The organism is Dorea sp. AM10-31 (assembly GCF_003435815.1).
GTDB lineage: Bacteria > Bacillota > Clostridia > Lachnospirales > Lachnospiraceae > Dorea_D > Dorea_D hominis.
On record NZ_QTUV01000003.1, the window covers coordinates 97,838 to 117,872 of the forward strand.

Consider the following 20,035-nt stretch of genomic DNA (forward strand, 5'->3'; position numbering starts at 1 on the left):
ACAGGAGAATCTATGAAAATAAGAATATATAATGCCAGGATTTTACCAATGACAGAAGAAAAGGCAGGACATTTTCAGATTGTGGAAGGGGAAATCCAGATTATAGAAGATAAGATTGCTTATGTCGGATCTTCGGAAATTGTACCATCCGGCTGTGGCAGTACAGGAAAAGAACAGTCTGCATCAGGTGCTGATGATAAATGGGATCGAGAGATTGATGCCCAAGGCAATCTGATTCTTCCGGGATTTAAGAATGCACATACACATTCGGGTATGACATTCTTGCGTTCGTATGCGGATGATCTGCCGCTTCTGGACTGGCTGAACAAACAGGTATTCCCAATGGAGGCGAAGCTTACACCGGAAGATATATATTTGTTTTCAAAACTGGCAGTTTTAGAATATCTGACAAGTGGGATTACGGCGAATTTTGATATGTATCTGACACCGGATACGATGGCACAGGCATCAAAGGATCTTGGATTCCGCACGGTTATCTGTGGTGCAGTAAATGATTTCGTACAGTCCGTGTCCGAGATGGAAAAATGGTACAAAACATACAATCAGTTTGATTCGCTGATCTCGTATCAGCTTGGATTCCATGCAGAATATACGACATCAAAGCCGGTTTTGGAGGACATAGCAGCGCTTGCAAAGGATTTAAAAGCACCTGTTTATATGCATAATTCGGAAAGTTGTTCCGAAACGAAACAATGTATTGACAGAACTGGAATGACACCGACAGCGTATCTGGACAGTCTTGGAATGTTCGCACATGGCGGCGGTGGCTTTCACTGTATCCACATGACAGAAGAAGATCTGGAGATTTTTAAAGAACGCGGATTATACGTTGTGACAAATCCAGCATCTAATATGAAGCTGGCAAGCGGGATACCTCCACTTACAAAGATGCTTCAAATGGGAATCCCGGTTGCGATCGGAACGGACGGACCGGCAAGCAACAATTGTCTGGACATGTTCCGGGAGATGTTTCTTGTGACAGGGCTTGCAAAGCTTAAAGAGAAAGATGCGGCAGTTGTTGATGCAAAGGAAGTGTTATATATGGCAGCCGTGCAGGGCGCACGGGCGATAGGGCTTGCGGACTGTGACAGCCTGGCACCGGGCAAACAGGCAGATCTTATTATGATCGACCTGCATCAGCCGAATATGCAGCCACTCAATAATCTTACAAAGAATATTGTATACAGCGGAAGTAAGCAGAATGTAGTGATGACGATGATCGCCGGAAAGATTCTTTATGAAAAAGGAGAATTTTATGTTCCGGAAGATGTGGAACGGCTGTATGCGGATGTGAACTGCCGGGTAGAAGAGTTGAAGAGATAACAATATAAGACAGAATGAAAACCATAATTTGAACATAGAAAAGAACTGGAGAATTACATGCAAAATATATTATTTGATCTGGATGGAACTTTATTACCGATGAATCAGGAGAAGTTTGTTACTTTTTATCTGCCGCTTCTTGCAGAAAAGATGAAGAAATATGACATAAGTACAAATGACCTGATCTCTGCAGTGTGGAAAGGGTTCTATGCAATGGTGGCAAATGACGGACACCAGACAAATGAAGATGCATTCTGGGAAGCATTTGATGCAGTAACCGGATGGGAGAGAACAGTAGTAGAGCCGGATGTAACCGATTTTTACCAGAATGAATTTAATCAGGCAGTTGTTTCGACAGATCCAACCGGAATGGCAGCAGAGATCATCCATACATTAAAAGAACAGGGGAAAAAGATCTATCTGGCAACGAATCCGGTATTTCCGGAATGTGCGACTATGAACCGTATCAAATGGGCAGGGCTGGATGCGTCGGATTTTGAAGCTGTCACAACTTATGAGAACAGTCATTACTGCAAGCCGAATGTGAAGTATTTTGAAGAAGTATTAAGGGATAATCATTTAAATCCGAAAGAATGTCTGATGATTGGTAATGATGTAAAAGAAGATCTGGCAGCAGGACAATTGGGGATAAAGACATGGCTTGTAACAGATTGTCTGGAACATGGAGAGGGACTGGATCTTACGAAAGATGTCAAAGCGAATTATCAGAGCACTTTGGAAGAACTTCTGGAGACGTGTCGCAGAGGTGAGCTTTAGAACCATTCAGCCTTTCAGTTGAAAGGAGATAAAAGATGAAGCACGGAAAAAAACACGGACAGAGAAGCTTCAACAGAGGCTTCTGGCAGACGGGCTGTACAGAGATATTTGAATGTATTTCTTATTATATGGGCAAATCTCTGATCCTGATTTTTACAACTGCATCTGTAGCGCAGGGTGGACTGGGACTGACTGCGGCGCAGGGGGCGGCATTACAATCATTGTTTATTGCTTTTGCATTTTTCGGGCCTCTGGTCGGCGGAGCGATAACAGACCGCTGGCTGGGTGCGAGATATGCGACACCAATTGGTATGGTGCTGGTCGGAATCGGATACTGGTGCGGCTCCATGGCAAAATCTGTGACGCTTGTATATGTCATGATCTTTTTCGTGTGTGCCGGGCGGAGCCTGTTTCAAGTCAGTGCGATGCTGGGGCGGATCGTGGTTGACAAAGACCGGATGGATGCGGCATATTCAATCCGCTATACATTAATGAATGTAGGCGGCTTTCTGGGAACATTTTCTCTTGGAATCTTATATAAAGATGTATTTGCAGTGAACGGCGTCTTTGGGTTTTCAGCATGTTTCCGTGTGGCAGCATGTGCCATGTTCCTTGGAACGATCTGGTTTATCAGTGGATGGAGAAAGATCGGTGAGGTTGGGAAACGACCGTTCAAGACAGAGAAAACAGCAGAAGAAAAGAACTGGGAAAAGGAAAAACTTCCGGTTACGGCAATCGAAAAGAAACGGATTGGCGCAATCTTTCTTGTGTCCGGATTTTCTGTTATTTTCTGGATGCTGTGGGATCTTGCATATCTGCCGGCATACTATTACTGGACAAAATATATGGACTGGACGATAGCAGGATATGAGATACCGGTGAGCTGGTTTGATTCCAGTAATTCGCTGTTCTGTGTCATATTAGGACCTGTAATGGCAGGAGTATGGCTCAGGCTTTCCAGAAGGCCGGAAGGGGATATGAGCCTGTTCCGGAAGACAGGGATCGCATTGTTTCTTCTTGGGCTGGCATATCTGTATTATGCAGTTCTCGATATTGTCCGGGGAAATGGAAAACCATCTGCTGTATGGCTGATATTTTTCACATTTACGCTGACACTGGGGGAAATGTTTTTTGCGCCGCTCGGACATGCATTTATCAGTAAATATGCACCGAGCAGGTATCTGTCAACAATGATGGCGGTGTGGGGACTGGCAATTTTCCTTGCATCATTATGCTATGGAAAAGTTTACGGACGTTTGTTTGAAAGCGGACTGCCTTTCACAAAGGTCTGCGTGGGGATTACCGTGACGGCAGTGGCAGCGGGGTTAATACTTTTTATGTTGGACAAACGGCTGTCCGGTCTGGTTAAAGAATAAATATTATAATAATCTGAAATTTGATATAAGAGAGGAACAAAAAATGAGCAGTATATGGAAATATAAATATTTCATAGATGTAGTAGAAAATAAAAGCTTTACAAAAGCGGGAACGATTAATTATGTATCGCAGACAGCGATTAGTCAGAATATTTCATCACTGGAGAAGAGCATCGGGGGAAAGCTTTTAAACCGTGGAAACGGAGAAATCATACTGACCGAGATTGGGGAAGTTGTGTACAAGCGCGCAAAAGAGATTCTGTCTCTGGAACAGCAGATGCTCCGGGAAGTGGAGCATATTAAAAATAAAGGAATGCTTCTGGTTGGAATGGACAGTGCAATCAATAAGCGTATGTGGATGATGGTAGAGAATGTCTATGAGACTTATTTTCCAAATCTTCCGATTGTTTTTACGAAAGTAGATTGCGCGATGGGAGCCTTGATGCTGGAGAGCAGGGATCTGGATGTATTTGTTGGATATCCGACAGAAGTGCTCAGGCGGATTCCGGCAATCGAGAAAAAAGAATTGTGCCGTCAGTCGGTAGGTATATACGTTGGGAAGCAGACGACCATTCCTTATGGCGAGATTTCTCTGAATGAATTAAAAAATCATCTTTGCTATTGCGCAAACCAGTACGGCGTCAGCTTACAGGAAGAAGCAGAAGAATATCTGAAGGGATCCTGTCCGATCATAGAGACTGGTAATGTGGAGACGATGAAACTGAAAGTCGAATTTAATGATGGCTTTGCTTTTGTAGACAGAGATTATTTTTATCGGAATGACGGTGAGATCAGGGATTTAAAAGATTATGAAAAAGAATGTGTGTTAAAGATGTATTATAAAGCGGACTGTAATAAAAAGACAGCATTTGAATTTATGAAAAAATTGAGAGAAGAATTAAAATAACCTTACCTTATTATGAGATAAGTTTTTGACGTTGGTATTTGTCCTCCCGAAACAGTAGAATAGTCTTATAAGATTGATACTTCAAGGAGGACAAACGAACATGGAGCGTAAAAACATGTGGGAAGGATATTCGGAGGCAGAACTGAAAGAATTAGAAGCGGTGAATGCCCGTTACAGAGAATGTCTGGACGTTGCCAAGACAGAGAGAGAATGTGTAAAACTTACTCGCAGACTGGCAGAAGAACAGGGCTATCAGAACCTGAAAACATTTATCGAAAATGGCACATCTTTAAAAGCCGGAGACAAAGTGTATGCAGAATGTATGGGGAAAACAATTGTCTTATTCCAGATCGGTAAAGAACCGATGGAAAAGGGAATGAACATTCTGGGTGCACATGTGGATTCTCCGCGTCTGGATGTAAAACAGAATCCATTATATGAGGATTCTCAGTTAGCATATCTGGATACGCATTATTATGGCGGTATCAAAAAATACCAGTGGGTAACAATTCCGCTGGCTCTGCATGGTGTATTTGCAAAGAAAGACGGAACAGTACAGGAAGTTTCAATTGGGGAAAAGAAAGAAGATCCTGTATTCGTTATTTCTGATCTGTTGATTCATATTTCACAGGAACAGTTAGAGAAAAAAGCATCTGTTGTGATCGAAGGCGAAGGTCTTGATCTGCTGATCGGTTCTAAACCGGTACTTGGGGACAGCAGGGAAGAGAAAGAAGCCAAAGCGTCCGTTAAGAATATGGTGCTTGATTATCTGAAAAAAGAATACGGTGTGGATGAAGAGGATTTCCTTTCTGCCGAACTGGAAGTCGTACCGGCAGGAGAATCCAGAGAGTGCGGTCTGGACCGTAGCATGATCTTAGGATACGGACAGGACGACAGAGTCTGCGCATTCCCGTCTCTTTTTGCAATGTTTGAGACGGAGGAGCCGGAGAAGACAACCTGCTGTATTTTAGTAGATAAGGAAGAAATCGGAAGTGTGGGGGCTACCGGTATGCATTCCAGATTCTTTGAAGATACAGTTGCCGAGGTGGTTGCCCTGACAGGAGGAAATGCACTCCATGTAAGACGTGCACTTGGTAACTCTGCAATGCTGTCATCTGACGTAAGTGCAGCATTTGATCCATTGTATGCAGATGCATTTGAAAAGAAAAATTCTGCTTATTTCGGAAAGGGAATTGTATTGAACAAGTATACCGGAAGCCGCGGAAAGAACAATGCCAGTGACGCAGGTGCAGAATATCTGGCACAGGTTCGTCATGTGTTTGATGAAAACGGAGTCGGATTCCAGACTGCAGAGATGGGACGTATCGATCTTGGCGGCGGTGGAACCATCGCATATATTATGGCAAACTATGGTATGCGTGTGCTTGACAGCGGTGTGGCAGTAATGTCTATGCATGCACCTTGGGAACTGACAAGCAAAGCTGATATTTATGAGTCTTACAAGGCTTATAGAGCATTCTTAAAAGATATGAGATAAGGATGTATTTAAGAGGTATTCTTCGTTGTTTTGGATAGCAGAGAAACTGAAAAGGGCTGGTTTTTTTCCAATGCCATGATCCCTCCAGATGATTTCCCTTTTCAGTTTCAAAATCTGCAAAACGGAAAGTTTATAGACATATTAACGAAAATAATTGGAATAGATGATAAAAAGTTGTGCGATATTCCTATTAAAAATTAGATTGTAATAAAATTTTAACATTTTTCTGTCAGAATCATAAAAAAATCATAAAAAATGACGAATGTTCACTAAAAAAATAAATAAAAAAATCGAATTTAAAAGCAGTCTCTTATTGAGGCTGCTTTTATTGACAAATGGGAGAAATAGAACTAATATAATCAAAAAAATTCAGGAAGGAAGGGGATCATACGGAAGATTTAACAAAGGCTCTCATAGAGGAATTGAACTGCAAAACAGTATTTACAATTCCGGTCTTTGGTGGGATCGCAGTAGACGAAGGCGTTGTCGTAACATGGATCATCATGATGGTACTGGCATTACTTTCGATTCTTTTTGTGCGAAACCTCAAAGTGGAGAATCCGGGAAAAGTTCAGCTTGCTTTAGAATCTGTGATCGAGTGGGGCGAGAACTTTTTCAAAGACATCATAGGGGAAGAAAACAAACGTTACATACCCTGGTTAATGACAGTTGCACTGTATCTTGCATGTGCGAATCTGATCGGACTTTTTGGATTTAAACCACCGACAAAAGATTTGAACATTACAGCGGGACTTGCAATTATGAGTATGCTGCTGATTGAATACAGTGGAATCCATAAAAACGGTGTAAAGCACTGGTGTGGACATTTCGCCAAACCGGTACCGCTTGTAGCACCGATCATGATATTGGAAATATTTATCCGTCCACTGTCATTATGTATGCGACTGTTTGGTAATATGCTTGGCGGATTTGTAGTTATGGAATTAGTTGAACAGGTAGTACCACTTTTTGTTCCGATACCGCTTAGTTTTTACTTTGATATCTTTGACGGATTATTACAGGCATATGTGTTTGTATTTTTAACAGGATTATTTATGAATGAAGAAATGGAATAAAGAAAAGGAGATTTAAGATTATGACAGGAACAATTATTGCAATTGGAGCAGCAGTAGCAGTATTAACAGGTGTTGGAGCCGGTGTAGGTATCGGTATTGCAACAGGTAAAGCAGTAGATGCAGTAGCAAGACAGCCGGAAGCAGAGGGCAAGATCAGTAAGAACCTGATTCTTGGTTGTGCACTTGCAGAGGCAACCGCTATTTATGGTTTCATCATTGGACTTCTGATTATCTTCTTCTTGAAATAAGGCGTGTAAAAGAACGAAAGAAAGGCAGGTAATAAGAAGTGCTGAGATTAGATTTTAATCTGGTTCTTACCATGATCAACCTCGTGGTTCTCTACCTCATCCTGCGTAAGTTTTTATTTCGCCCACTGATGAACATTATGGAACAGAGAAGAACGATGATCGCAGACGGACTTCAGCATGCAGAAGATACAAAGAAAGAAGCTTACGCATTGAAAAGTCAGTATGAGTCAGCTCTTGGCGGGGCAAAAGAAGAATCAACCCGGATCATCGGTCAGGCAAAGAAAGATGCAAAAGCAGAATACGACCGTATTCTGGATGAGGCAGATCAGGCAGCAGGCAAACTCATAAGGGATGCCAGAGAGACGATTGATCTGGAGAAAGAAAAGACACTGAGAGACATGCAGTCAGAAGTTGCCGCTCTTGCAGTAAGTGCTGCAAAAAAAATGGTAAAACAGCAATATGGGGCGGATGCAGATCAGGCGGCATATGACCAATTTCTGAAAGAAGCAGGTGACGCCCATGACGACAAATAAAAAAGAAAATGCCGGATTCTACTCCATGCCGGCAATCCGTTATGCATATGTACTTTCAGAACTTGGGATTTCCGGGGCAGCAGTTGAAGAGACAGAAGAAATTCTGGAGCAGACAAAAGAGTTGAAGGAAATCCTGGAACATCCGGTTATTACTAAAGAAAATAAACATGATATCATCGACCGGATATTTCCGGAAGAAATGAAGAATTTTCTGAAGGTTGTCGTAGATAACGGAAAAGTAGATATCGTCATGGAGATCTTCGGCGCATACGAAGAGCTGGAGAAAAAAAGAGCAAAGATCGCGACAGCAAAATTACGATATGTAACGCTTCCGTCCGAAGAACAGAAGAAAAAGATGGAAACATTTATATGTAAAACATTTGCGGCAGATGGCGTGAGCTGGGAAATGAAAGAAGATCCGGAACTGCTTGGCGGCTTCATACTCCTTGTTGATGGAAAGGAATATGATTACAGCATGGCAGGACGTCTGAACCGCTTAGAGCAGACATTAATGCGGAGGTGAAAATAGTGAGTACAATAAGCTCAGATGAGATTATCTCGATCCTGAAAGAAGAGATTGAGAATTATGATGAAATATGCAAAGACCAGGAAGTCGGCACAGTCATCTCTGTCGGCGACGGTATCGCCTCCATTTATGGAATTGACCATGCAATGTATGGCGAGATCGTAACTCTGGAAAATGGATTAAAAGGAATGGTGCAGGACATCAAACAGAATGAAATCAGCTGTATCCTGTTCGGTGATGATGCTGAAGTAAAACAGGGAACAAAAGTTGTCCGTACCGGTAAAAAGGCAGGTATTCCGGTAGGAGAAGCATACATTGGACGTATTGTAGATCCGCTGGGAGCGCCGATAGATGGAAAAGGTGAGATCGAGGCAACCGAGTACCGCCCGATCGAGCAGGAAGCGCCGGGAATCGTAGACCGTAAATCGGTAAGCGTACCGCTGGAAACAGGAATCTTATCGATTGACTCCATGTTCCCAATCGGACGTGGACAGCGTGAACTTATCATCGGTGACAGACAGACCGGTAAGACTTCGATTGCAATGGATGCGATCCTGAACCAGAAAGGAAAAGACTGTATCTGTATTTATGTAGCGATCGGTCAGAAAGCATCAACGGTAGCACAGCTTGTAAATACATTAAAGAAACACGATGCACTGGATTACACGACCGTATTTTGTTCGACAGCAAGTGAGTGTGCACCGATGCAGTATATCGTTCCATATTCCGCAACCGCACTTGCAGAGTATTTCATGTATAAAGGAAAAGACGTATTGATCGTTTATGATGATCTGTCCAAACATGCAGTAGCGTACCGTGCGATCTCACTGCTTCTTGGAAGATCTCCGGGACGTGAGGCTTATCCGGGAGATGTCTTCTATCTACATTCCAGACTTCTGGAGCGAAGCAGCAGACTGAGTGAGGAAGCCGGTGGCGGCTCGATCACGGCACTGCCGATCATCGAGACGCAGGCAGGAGATGTATCTGCATATATTCCGACCAACGTTATTTCTATTACAGACGGACAGATTTTCCTGGAGAGTGCGCTCTTTAATGCAGGTATGCGTCCGGCGGTCAATGTTGGACTTTCCGTATCCCGTGTAGGTGGTGCGGCGCAGACAAAAGCGATGAAGAAGGCAAGTGGAAGTATCCGTATCGATCTTGCGCAGGCAAGAGAAATGGAGTCCTTTACACAGTTCAGTTCAGATCTGGATGATGCGACAAAAGCACAGCTGAAATACGGAAGTACACTGACAGAGCTTCTGAAACAGCCACTGGGACGTCCGTTAAAACTGCATGAACAGGTAATTACGTTATGTGTGGCAACGCACCATCTGATGATGGATGTGGAAGATGCGAAAGTCAAAGAGTTCCAGATGGATATGCTGGCATATTTTGACCAAGAACATCCGGAGATCGGACAGGCAATCGAAGAGAAGAAAGTACTGGATGACGAACTGACAGAACAGATTATTGAGGTAGCTAAAAAGTTCAAAGAAAATAGATAAGCAGGTGAAAATATGTCGAATGCAAAAGAAATCAAAGAACGAATGGGCAGCATTCAGGAGACAAAAAAGATCACCAATGCCATGTATCTGATCTCTTCTTCCAAGATGAAACAGGCAAAGAAAAAACTGTCAGATACGGAACCATTTTTCTATAGGATGCAGGCAGAGATTGCCCGAATCTTAAGACATGTTCCGGATATGCACAGCCAGTTTTTTGATCAGAGAGAAGAGAAGAAACCGGAAGACAGGAAAATCGGCTACATTGTAGTCACCGCAGATAAAGGGCTTGCCGGAGCTTATAACCATAATGTACTTCGCATGGTGGAAGAGAAAATAAAAGGACCGGGACAGCATAAATTATTTGTATTAGGTGAACTGGGACGGCAGTATTTTGCAAAGCGTACAGATGTGGAGCTGGATATGAGTTTCCGGTATACCGTACAGAATCCGACGTTGTACCGTTCCAGAACGATCACCGGTGAGATGATCGGACAGTTCCGGAGCGGAGAGCTGGACGAAGTTTATGTGATTTATACCCGCATGGTAAATGCAATGCAGGTAGAGACAGATACAGTAAAACTTCTGCCGCTTCACAAGGCAGATTTCCTTCCGAAGGAAACATTGAACGCACTTGCAGATGTCTATCAGGAAGGTATGGTGTTCTATCCATCCACACATAGTGTGATGGCAAATATTGTGCCGAATTATATTAATGGTATGATCTATGGCTGTCTGGTTGAATCTTACTGCAGTGAGCAGAATTCCAGAATGCAGGCGATGCAGAATGCGACAGACAGTGCCACAAAGATGCTGGATGAGTTAAATATAACTTATAACCGTGTGCGCCAGGCCGATATCACACAGGAACTGACTGAGGTTATCGGCGGAGCGAATGCACAGAAAAGGAAGTGATAAGCGCTATGACAAAAGGAAAAATCGTACAGGTTATGGGACCTGTCGTAGACGTAGAATTTAAAAGCAAAGAAGAACTTCCATATATCAAAGATGCGCTGGAGGTTGACAATGGCGGAAAACGCTGTGTCATGGAAGTAGCGCAGCACATCGGAAATAATATTGCACGTTGTATCATGCTGGCTTCCAGTGACGGACTGTGCAAAGATATGGAAGTAACCGCTACCGGAGCAGGTATCAAAGTGCCGGTAGGAGAACAGACTCTGGGACGTCTGTTTAATGTATTAGGTGAGACAATTGATAATGGAGAACCGATCGCCAAAGATAAAGAGCATTGGGTAATCCACAGAAAAGCTCCTTCTTTCGAGGAGCAGAGTCCGGCAGTAGAAGTATTGGAGACAGGAATCAAAGTCATCGACCTTCTGACGCCATATGCCAAAGGTGGTAAGATCGGTCTGTTCGGTGGTGCCGGAGTTGGTAAAACCGTGCTGATCCAGGAGTTGATTCACAATATTGCAACCGAACATGGTGGATATTCTATTTTCACAGGAGTCGGAGAGCGTTCACGTGAAGGTAATGACCTCTGGACAGAGATGAGTGCATCGGGAGTTCTGGACAAAACCGCTTTGGTATTCGGTCAGATGAACGAGCCACCTGGAGCACGTATGCGTGTTGCTGAGACGGGACTTACGATGGCAGAATATTTCCGTGACCAGGAACATCAGAACGTATTGTTATTCATTGATAATATTTTCCGTTTCGTACAGGCAGGTTCCGAGGTGTCCGCACTTCTCGGACGTATGCCGTCAGCCGTAGGTTATCAGCCGACGCTGGCAAATGAAATGGGAGCACTGCAGGAGCGTATCGCTTCTACGAAGAACGGATCTGTCACATCTGTACAGGCAGTTTATGTGCCGGCCGATGACCTGACAGACCCGGCACCGGCAACAACATTCTCCCATCTGGATGCGACAACCGTATTATCCAGAAAGATCGTGGAGCAGGGTATTTATCCGGCGGTAGATCCGCTGGATTCTACATCCAGAATCCTGGAGCCGGACGTAGTTGGAGAAGAACATTATCAGGTTGCACGTAAAGTACAGGAAATCCTGCAGAAATATAAAGAATTGCAGGATATCATCGCAATCCTTGGTATGGAAGAACTTTCCGAGGAAGACAAGATGACAGTAAACCGTGCGCGTAAAGTGCAGAAATTCCTGTCACAGCCATTCTCAGTAGCAGAAACATTTACCGGAATCCCTGGAAAATATGTACCGTTAAAAGAGACGATCCGTGGATTTAAAGCAATCATTGACGGTGAGATGGATGAGTATCCGGAAAATGCATTCTTTAATGTCGGAACAATCGATGAAGTCATCGAGAAAGCTAAAGCAGAAGAAGCTGCAATGGAAGCTTAGTACCAGTGAAGGAGTGAAATTATGGATACATTTCAGTTGAAAGTCATATCCAGCGACAGAGTGTTCTACGAAGGACGCTGTAAACAGCTTATCATTCCGGCACCGGACGGACAGAAAGGCATCCTGCCGCATCATGAAAATATGATCATTGCAGTGGAAATCGGTGAACTGCATCTGCAGGATGAAGAAGGAAACTGGATTACCGCTTCGGTTTCTAAAGGTTTTGCAGAGATTATGAACAACCGTGTCTCCGTACTGGTAAATACAGCGGAGAGCCCGGAAGAGATTGATGTCAGACGTGCGACAGAAGCCAAAGAGCGTGCCCAGGAGCAGCTCCGGCAGAAGCAGAGTATTCAGGAATACCAGCTGTCGCAGGCATCGCTTGCAAGAGCGATGGCAAGACTTCGTGCATCGAAGGAAAAAGACTGGCGGATTTAATAAAAGGGGACGGGGGTTTTTTTGGAAAAGCCCCCGTCCCCTTTTAAGTCGTTATGAGATTACAGAGAGTAAGCCAGTTATTTCACCGTCGCTTTTTTCGAAAGCCCTTTTTTCAGGAAGATTTTCTTATAAGATTTTACTTTTCCTTTCGGCACAGTGATGATCGCTTTTGCATGTGTTTTCGTAAATGCCTGGCTGCCGACGCGGGCAGTTGTAAGCTGCGAGGTTTTGATGGTGACAGCCTTTAAATTCTTGCAGCCATAGAATGCTTTCTTGCCGATGTTTGTTACGGTTGACGGGATAACGATTTTCTTAACTTTCGTGTTACCTTTAAAAGCATTGCTCGCAATCTTAGTTACACGGTAAGTTTTGCCGTCACGCTTGACATACGTCGGTATTGTAACCGTGCCGGATGCTTTCTTTGAAGGTTTGTATGTTGTGTTACCACTGATCTTCGGAGCGGTATTGCCGGCAATGCTGATGCGGAGCGTCGGGCGGTCCACGGAGTTATTTGTAGAATATTTCTCTATATAATCTGCAGTGCTGTAAGTGTTATCATTGATAAAATATGTCAGATACAGCGTCCCTTTTTTCTTACCGGTCAGCACTTGCTTTCCGGCATTTCCGGAAAGCGTGGCAGTGCTGCTCTTTACCGGAGTTCCTTTGGCATTTGTAATCTTCCAGATTCCTTTTTTGGCGTTAAAACCGTAATAGTCAGCACCTTTTGTGTTGGTTGCTACCAGTTTAATCTTTGATAAAGAATAGTGCTGCTTTATATTGACTGATTTTGGCGCACCGCTTTTCACACTGATATCACTAAGCGGAAGTGTCGGGATAAGATCATCTACTTTGCTGGAAACGGAAGATAATGTTTCTGTGTAGGAGCCGCCTGCTGCGCTCATCAGTCCGTTTCTGCGGATGCGTTTCAATAATTCATCTCCATATTTATATTTTTTTACAGTTCCCCAGTTGATGCCATCCGGATCCGTCATGCTCGCCTGGATGTAGCTTCGTTTCTTAAGATTCGTGCGGGCATTCTTAGAACCTGCGCCGGTGAAGCTGGCGAGAACGTAAGAATTTAATTTACCGCCTCTTAAGTTGCGGTCATATTCAACGATTGTAACATCGTAATTGATATAGACCGGACATTTATAATAAGTCGTTGCAGTCTGTGTTTTTGTCTGCTGCTGGATAAGAGCTGCAGTATAAGGCAGGAGTGAAAGAGATACTTCGGAAGTATTTTCCGTTGAGCGCTCTTCGCTCTCCTCTTTTGACCAGCCTTTCTCAATGGACTGGCTGGCAGAAAATCCGATGGAAGTTTCCAAATCTCCGAAGAATGGAAGACTCTTGGAATGTGTAACTGTAACGGATTCTTCATAAGTATAAGATTTGGAGCCACTGATGCTGCTCAAAGCACCGTAAGTAGTTGAATTTGTCAGCGACTGCGTGCCGGACACTTCCACGCCACTGTTGTTGCGGATATCGGAGCTGTAAATATTACTGGTCTTTTTCTCGTCACTAATCACCCGCTTGTAGGAGTTATCGTACATTGGGAAAATCGGTGACACACGGAAATTATGAAAATACACAGCGTAAGCTTTGTAGCGTCCGGCGATATCACTGTCTTTTGCACGGAGTGCACCATGCCAGCGGACAACAACCGGAGATTCTTCGGTATCATTGGAAATGGAATCGAGTTTTTTTAATGGAAGCGATCCAAGCGGTGTACGCGTAAGATCATTTGCGATATGCTGCTGTGCATTCGCAAGACTGCTTTCACTGAAATACCCGCCCCAGTTATACCAGGCATCGTCCAGTTTCAGCTCAGATTTCCGCCGATTTCCATAAATGGTCATATTACAAAGTGTATCATTCAGATAACCATAATTTCCCTGCCCTTTTTCGACAGATAAGATCCATCCAAGATAATCCCAGTCGGACAGCAGATAGTCGCCCTTGCGTGTGCCCATAGGAACGTCATCATCTATAATGTAAGATTGTAGTGCTTTTTTATAACATTCCGCCGGAAGCATGGAGAGATCTGTATTAGTATTACGGTAAAAAACGCGGTCACTGCCGAGATCCTGTGAGTCTTTATCGATGAAAGTTTTCGGAAGATCCACAAGCCCATTTATAATCGCTTCCGGCGATTCATCTCCGGCCTTTACCTGAGTCATTGGAATACAGGAAAAAATCATGACAGAGGAAAGTGCCAGGGCAAATGTTTTCTTCCAGATTCTTATTTTTCGTTTATCATTCTTTTTCATAATGCACCATCCTTTCTAATATACCTTGACGGAAACTGTTGCTTTTCTGCCACTGCCATCGGTTGCGGCGGCTGTAATCTTTACAGTTTTTCCTTTTCCGGCTTTTAAAGCCTTTGCGACACCTTTGGAGGAAACAGTCATATATTTCGTGTTTGAAGAAGTGAAGGTTAAAGCTTTATTTGCACCTGCGGATGCAGTGACAACTGCCTTTAATTTCGTACTTTTTCCGGCTTTTATTTTTGACGGTGCAGTGACTTTCAGCTTCTTTACAATCCCTTTCATGGAAGTAATCTTAAAAGAGCCTTGTACTTTACTGCCATCTTTGGATAAGGCAGTGATGGTAACGGATTTTCCACCGCTGTTTTTCTTTAAAGTGACAACACCTTTGGAAGAAATAGTAGCAACTTTAGTGTTACTTGATTTCCATTGCAGAGCTTTATTGGTTGCGTTGGAAGGAGAAATCGTGGCTTTTAAAGTGAGCTTTTTCCCGGCAGCAATCTTGTGGGAAAGACCGGATAACCGGATTTTCTTTACTTTATAAACCGGATTTTCTGGTTTGTCAGGCTTTGGCGTTTCATTTTCATTGATTACCATTGCATTCTTTTCGAACATGGTATTATTGGAAGAAACCGTACCAGCTGATAAATAATTTACTTTTGAAAGATCAACATACATTGCAGGACGTAAAGGATAGTAATCCTGGGATGCCATGCTGGTTTTCATGATTTCACCTGTCGTTTGGACACTGTCATACAATGCTCTCGTTGTACCATAAGTTTCTAATCTCCAGTTGCAGTTTCCGGCATATTGTGGACGTTTGTCACGCCAGACATTCTGTGCAAATGCAAAGTCTGTACACTTCGCGCGTCTTGCATTATCTTCCAGCAGGGTGACATCTGTGAATCCATATGCCAGAGCTTCCGAACCGTAGGCTTCCGAGTTGCTTAACAGAAAAAGTTTATTTACAGAAGGCTTATAATTATTGCGGGTTGTATCAACGACAGCAGCCTGTTCTTCGGAAGAACATATCTGGAAAAATAGTTTGTTATTAAAGAAGTCAGGAATATCTGTCAGACTTCCCCGGTAGAAAATCTTGTCAGCAAGAAGAAAAGCGGTGGATTTATTCATCTTTAACACACGCCATTTCAATGGCTCGTATCGAAAATAGTGCCAGGTGCTGTCATCTTCCCAAGGGAAAATATTATAAGTCTGGGAATATTTAGTGGTTGGCCAGTAGTCCGGATCCAGGAGAGAAGAAACATCCGTCTGGCTGCGGCAAAGCCTCCGATATTTGTAGTTTCCAATGGTAATATCTCCGTTTTCATCCCACTGGGAGTCGTCGGCAGCTTTTAATTTTTCGTAAATTTGTCCATTTTCTGCTGTGACTTCAGACTGCGGATAGCTTCCGAGCCAGACGCAGTCCCAGGTGACTTTCTTCCCGGCATAGAGAGAAGAATCATCGGTGATTTTCGGATTGGATAAAGTGTCGGATGCCCGGACGGTCTCCGCCGGACAGATAAGTGAGGACAACGTTCCTGTCACGGTAAGAATCGAGACAAGAACGATGCCGGAGAATATTTTCTTAAGATGTAGTCTGTTCATAGTGCGCCCCCTTTTCATGATTTTGATAAGTACAGGTTTTAACGTTCACTTCTCTATCTTTATCATATGAAAAAGGGACAAAAATCATAGTGTCTGCCGGTCACATGTTAGGAAATCAATGGCTATGGCGGTATTTCGCAGCGGGTGTGTCATATTTTTGCTGGAATATTTTATAAAAATATCTTTTGTTGTTATAACCGACGGTGTGCATAATCTCGTCTACGGTTTTATCCGTGTGTTCCGGCATGGATTCCGCATGTTCCAGACGGATCTTCTGCACATAGAATGTAGTATCACAGGCAGATATCGATACACTGGTTGAAGAATATTATGACAAATATGAGAACCTTCTGGAAGGAAGAGATGAGAAAGAATTCCGCGAGCATGTTGCAGTGCAGGCAGGAATTGAAATTGGATTTGAGAGATCTCTGGAACAGTCTGGCATATTAAAATAGGACTGCAGATTGGGAGGTTTGCAGTCCTGAGGAAAAAGTTATGAAAAAGAATTATAAGTGTTCGTTTTCTTCGAACAATTATAGTATAGGCAGAAATTGTGATGAAAGTGTGATGAGATTAAGAAAAAAATGTTAACAAATACATTTTCTTATAAAAAGCTATTAAGCCACAAACCCACTCCTGAGCAAGCCCATCGTGGTTGCAGGCTTATGACCCTGGCATAAGAATATTAAAATTAAAAAATGCCAGACGAATTGCTCCGTACAGCGTACTCTCGCAATTCTGCCCAATATTCGCATATCGCGAAGCTTGCGCTTCCCTTTTATGCTCATATCGGGGCGGGTCATTAAGCCATGCACCCCCTCCTGAGCAAGCCCATCGTGGTTGCAGGCTTATGACCCTGGCATAAGAATATTAAAATTAAAAAATGCCAGACGAATTGCTCCGTACAGCGTACTCTCGCAATTCTGCCCAATATTCGCATATCGCGAAGCTTGCGCTTCCCTTTTATGCTCATATCGGGGCGGGTCATTAAGCCATGCACCCACTCCTGAGCAAGCCCATCGTGGTTGCAGGCTTATGACCCTGGCATCTTAAATTCTGAAGAAACATTAAAGATATTTTAAAGAAATAAGAAGAATGTGCACAAGTAGGAAAAAGTCTGCTATAATGAACAACATACGGTGAAAAGAGGTGCATTATGAAGAAAGACACGACACAGAAGAAAAAAATGATACCTTCTTATGCAATACTTCCGCTGCTGATCTGTGTAGCCGTGAATTTCACAGTTTATATAGGAACAGATAAGCTGATGGAGCACCGCAATTTTTATGATCTGACCTTACCGATTGACAGAATGGTTCCGGTGATTCCAGCATTTTCAGTCATTTATATCGGATGTTATTTATTCTGGATCGTAAATTATATTATGATCACCAGAATGAACAGAAGCCACTGTTATCGTTTTATTCTGGCGGATGTTATGTCAAGACTTGTATGTGGTTTCTTTTATATTGTAATGCCGACAACGAATGTGCGTCCGGTAGTGAATGGAACAGATATTTTCAGCCAGATGTTAAGATGGGTGTATCAGATAGATGATCCGACCAGATTGTTTCCGTCAATTCATTGTCTGGTAAGCTGGTTCTGTTATATCGGAATCCGTGGACAGAGGCAGATACCGAAGTGGTATCAGAGGTTCAGTCTTGTATTTGCAATTTTAGTCTGTGTATCAACGCAGGTAACAAAGCAGCATTATATTGTGGATGTTTTTGGAGGCATTGCTGTAGCAGAGATCTGTTACCGGATTTCCGGTAAGATTATGGAGCGGCGAAGCCGGGAAAAGGGGAAAAAGATTGTTAAATAAGAAGAAAAGTATTGCGAATACCATTTTTCTGGTTTTGATTTTCGCATTAACACTTTACAGTGTATTCCATGGTGAAGATCTTCCGGCGGTGCTCAGGACGATCGGTGAAGTGAATCCGTGGTATCTGATACCGGGAACAGCAGGTGTAATCCTGTTTATCTGGGGGGAATCGATCATTATCTGGTATATGTTCGGTACACTGGATATTCATGAAAAGAAACGGACGTGTTTTTTATATTCCTGTGTAGGGTTCTTCTTTAGTGCGGTGACACCGTCTGCAAGCGGCGGACAGCCGATGCAGATCTATTATATGAGAAAGAATAAAATACCGATTCCGGTAGCAACGCTTGTACTGATGATCGTTACGATTACATACAAATCTGTACTGGTATTTGTTGGTCTGTTCGTTGCATTTTTCCAGAGAGGATTTGTTCATAAATATCTGGAAGGAATACTGCCGATTTTTTATCTGGGAGTTGCATTAAATGTAGGCTGTTGTGTTGCAATGTCGATTCTGGCATTTCATCCGGAGCTTGCCAAATGGATCATGATGAAAGGTCTCAGGCTTCTGGAAAAGAGCCGGCTTATGAAACATAAGGAAAAGAGAACGAAAAAGCTTGCAGATTCTATGGAACAGTATAAGGCTACGGCGGCTTATTTCGGAACGCATAAGAAAGTGATCTTTAATGTTATACTGATTACATTTTTTCAGAGATTTTCATTATTTTTTGTAACATGGTTTGTATACAAAGCTTTCGGACTGCACGGAACGAGCATATATGATGTAGTGATGCTGCAGGCAGTCGTATCTGTATCAGTGGATATGCTCCCACTTCCGGGAGGAATGGGAATTAGTGAGAATCTGTTCCTGATTATTTTTAAAACAGTATTTACAGCAGGACTTCTGTTACCGGGAATGGTACTGAGCAGAGGAATTGCGTTTTATGTACAACTTCTCTTCAGCGCAACACTGACATTGGTTGCGCATGTTCGGATAGGACGAGGGCGGGAAGAGACAACAGAAACTTGTGAACAACAGGCTGGCTAATTCAGCGGAAAGAAAAGAGGGAAAAAATGATAGGAATTTATAATTATACGGTTGTGCTGACTTATATGAGTCTCTGCTCTTCCGTTTTTGGAATGACACAGGCAATACACGGACATTTTAAGATTGCGATTTTCTGTCTTGCATTATCCGGGCTTTGCGATATGTTTGACGGCAAAGTTGCGCGTTCTAAGAAAGACCGTACAGATGATGAGAAAGCTTTTGGTATCCAGATTGATTCACTGTGTGATGTAGTCTGTTTCGGAATCTTTCCGGCAATGATTTGTTATCTGCTGGGAGTACGTGGACCAATTGGTCTGCTTTTAATTGCATTTTATTGTATCAATTCGGTGATCCGGCTTGCTTATTTTAATGTAATGGAAGCAAAACAGGCACTGGTAACAGAGAGCGGAGAGAAGTTCTATAAGGGATTGCCGATCACATCCATGGCAATTGTATTGCCATTGGTATTCATGATCCAGTTTTTTGTACCGGATTTTGTTTTCCGTATCTGCCTGCATCTGGCACTGTTTATTGTCGGACTGTTATTTGTTGTAGACTTTAAATTAAAAAAACCAGGCAATAAAACACTTGCACTTCTTGTGCTGGTCGTTGGCGCGGCAGTGATCATTATGATGATATTTACAAAGTACAAAGTAAATATGCAGATGAACTGGCCATGGCTTTGCAGAAGATAAAAGGTTACATAAGAGATTAGAAGACGGCAGGATATGAGGA

Annotated in this window: 20 protein-coding genes and 1 pseudogene; 18 read left to right on the top strand and 3 right to left on the bottom strand. The window is 43.0% G+C overall.

Translation table 11 applies throughout. The features are described from left to right. Nucleotides 1-12: 12 nt before the first annotated feature. The 14 genes from DW125_RS06580 (at nucleotide 13) to atpC (ending at nucleotide 12,561) form a co-directional block, all read left to right on the top strand. On the top strand, nucleotides 13-1,344 hold the full coding sequence (locus DW125_RS06580; RefSeq protein WP_199537829.1) for an amidohydrolase family protein: 1,332 nt from the start codon (nucleotides 13-15) through the stop codon (nucleotides 1,342-1,344). A 57-nt stretch (nucleotides 1,345-1,401) separates the two neighbouring features. Then, nucleotides 1,402-2,121 (top strand): HAD family hydrolase, encoded by a 720-nt coding sequence (locus DW125_RS06585; protein WP_117537522.1) that lies wholly within the window; start codon nucleotides 1,402-1,404, stop codon nucleotides 2,119-2,121. Nucleotides 2,122-2,156: 35 nt separating this feature from the next. Then, nucleotides 2,157-3,497 carry a peptide MFS transporter gene (locus DW125_RS06590; protein WP_242992907.1) on the top strand — a complete coding sequence of 447 codons (1,341 nt, stop codon included), beginning with the start codon at nucleotides 2,157-2,159 and terminating at the stop codon, nucleotides 3,495-3,497. Nucleotides 3,498-3,540: 43 nt separating this feature from the next. Further along, on the top strand, nucleotides 3,541-4,404 hold the full coding sequence (locus tag DW125_RS06595) for a LysR family transcriptional regulator (RefSeq protein WP_117537524.1): 864 nt from the start codon (nucleotides 3,541-3,543) through the stop codon (nucleotides 4,402-4,404). Between the two features lie 100 nt (nucleotides 4,405-4,504). Then, nucleotides 4,505-5,902, top strand: a complete 1,398-nt coding sequence (locus DW125_RS06600; RefSeq protein ID WP_021860089.1) for an aminopeptidase — start codon at nucleotides 4,505-4,507, stop codon at nucleotides 5,900-5,902. A gap of 30 nt (nucleotides 5,903-5,932) precedes the next feature. Next, nucleotides 5,933-6,103: a hypothetical protein gene (locus DW125_RS14135; RefSeq protein WP_158549896.1), complete on the top strand. Its 171-nt coding sequence runs from the start codon at nucleotides 5,933-5,935 to the stop codon at nucleotides 6,101-6,103. A 212-nt stretch (nucleotides 6,104-6,315) separates the two neighbouring features. Further along, on the top strand, nucleotides 6,316-6,978 hold the full coding sequence (locus DW125_RS06605) for a F0F1 ATP synthase subunit A (protein WP_117537526.1): 663 nt from the start codon (nucleotides 6,316-6,318) through the stop codon (nucleotides 6,976-6,978). A 20-nt stretch (nucleotides 6,979-6,998) separates the two neighbouring features. Next, on the top strand, nucleotides 6,999-7,226 hold the full coding sequence (atpE, locus tag DW125_RS06610; protein WP_021860091.1) for an ATP synthase F0 subunit C: 228 nt from the start codon (nucleotides 6,999-7,001) through the stop codon (nucleotides 7,224-7,226). A 38-nt stretch (nucleotides 7,227-7,264) separates the two neighbouring features. After that, on the top strand, nucleotides 7,265-7,759 hold the full coding sequence (gene atpF, locus DW125_RS06615) for a F0F1 ATP synthase subunit B (RefSeq protein ID WP_117537527.1): 495 nt from the start codon (nucleotides 7,265-7,267) through the stop codon (nucleotides 7,757-7,759). Beyond that, nucleotides 7,746-8,282, top strand: a complete 537-nt coding sequence (gene atpH, locus DW125_RS06620; protein ID WP_242992908.1) for an ATP synthase F1 subunit delta — start codon at nucleotides 7,746-7,748, stop codon at nucleotides 8,280-8,282. Before atpF ends, atpH begins: the two co-directional genes overlap by 14 nt. A 5-nt stretch (nucleotides 8,283-8,287) precedes the next feature. Continuing rightward, nucleotides 8,288-9,793 carry a F0F1 ATP synthase subunit alpha gene (gene atpA, locus DW125_RS06625; protein ID WP_021860094.1) on the top strand — a complete coding sequence of 502 codons (1,506 nt, stop codon included), beginning with the start codon at nucleotides 8,288-8,290 and terminating at the stop codon, nucleotides 9,791-9,793. Between the two features lie 12 nt (nucleotides 9,794-9,805). Beyond that, a complete protein-coding gene (gene atpG, locus DW125_RS06630; RefSeq protein WP_117537529.1) occupies nucleotides 9,806-10,705 on the top strand; it encodes an ATP synthase F1 subunit gamma in 900 nt (299 codons plus the stop codon). 8 nt (nucleotides 10,706-10,713) lie between these two features. Next, nucleotides 10,714-12,123, top strand: a complete 1,410-nt coding sequence (gene atpD / locus DW125_RS06635; RefSeq protein ID WP_021860096.1) for a F0F1 ATP synthase subunit beta — start codon at nucleotides 10,714-10,716, stop codon at nucleotides 12,121-12,123. Between the two features lie 21 nt (nucleotides 12,124-12,144). After that, on the top strand, nucleotides 12,145-12,561 hold the full coding sequence (gene atpC / locus DW125_RS06640; RefSeq protein ID WP_117537530.1) for an ATP synthase F1 subunit epsilon: 417 nt from the start codon (nucleotides 12,145-12,147) through the stop codon (nucleotides 12,559-12,561). Between the two features lie 77 nt (nucleotides 12,562-12,638). Here the strand turns inward: atpC and DW125_RS06645 are convergent, their stop codons facing one another. The 3 genes from DW125_RS06645 to DW125_RS14580 form a co-directional block, all read right to left on the bottom strand. Further along, entirely contained in the window at nucleotides 12,639-14,828 is a 2,190-nt protein-coding gene (locus DW125_RS06645) for a leucine-rich repeat protein (RefSeq protein WP_117537532.1), read from the bottom strand. A 15-nt stretch (nucleotides 14,829-14,843) separates the two neighbouring features. Continuing rightward, on the bottom strand, nucleotides 14,844-16,430 hold the full coding sequence (locus DW125_RS06650; protein WP_158549897.1) for an Ig-like domain-containing protein: 1,587 nt from the start codon (nucleotides 16,428-16,430) through the stop codon (nucleotides 14,844-14,846). 115 nt (nucleotides 16,431-16,545) lie between these two features. After that, nucleotides 16,546-16,710 carry a helix-turn-helix domain-containing protein gene (locus DW125_RS14580; protein ID WP_147323695.1) on the bottom strand — a complete coding sequence of 55 codons (165 nt, stop codon included), beginning with the start codon at nucleotides 16,708-16,710 and terminating at the stop codon, nucleotides 16,546-16,548. A gap of 4 nt (nucleotides 16,711-16,714) precedes the next feature. Here DW125_RS14580 and DW125_RS14585 point away from each other — a divergent pair. The 4 genes and pseudogenes from DW125_RS14585 to DW125_RS06675 all read left to right on the top strand — a co-directional run. After that, nucleotides 16,715-16,867: pseudogene (locus DW125_RS14585) on the top strand (L-arabinose isomerase family protein); the annotation flags it as partial. Between the two features lie 719 nt (nucleotides 16,868-17,586). Next, nucleotides 17,587-18,252 carry a phosphatase PAP2 family protein gene (locus DW125_RS06665; protein ID WP_117537538.1) on the top strand — a complete coding sequence of 222 codons (666 nt, stop codon included), beginning with the start codon at nucleotides 17,587-17,589 and terminating at the stop codon, nucleotides 18,250-18,252. Beyond that, a complete protein-coding gene (locus DW125_RS06670) occupies nucleotides 18,242-19,300 on the top strand; it encodes a lysylphosphatidylglycerol synthase transmembrane domain-containing protein (RefSeq protein WP_021859581.1) in 1,059 nt (352 codons plus the stop codon). Before DW125_RS06665 ends, DW125_RS06670 begins: the two co-directional genes overlap by 11 nt. Nucleotides 19,301-19,326: 26 nt before the next feature. Continuing rightward, nucleotides 19,327-19,995: a CDP-alcohol phosphatidyltransferase family protein gene (locus DW125_RS06675; RefSeq protein WP_021859580.1), complete on the top strand. Its 669-nt coding sequence runs from the start codon at nucleotides 19,327-19,329 to the stop codon at nucleotides 19,993-19,995. The last annotated feature ends 40 nt before the right edge of the window (nucleotides 19,996-20,035 follow it).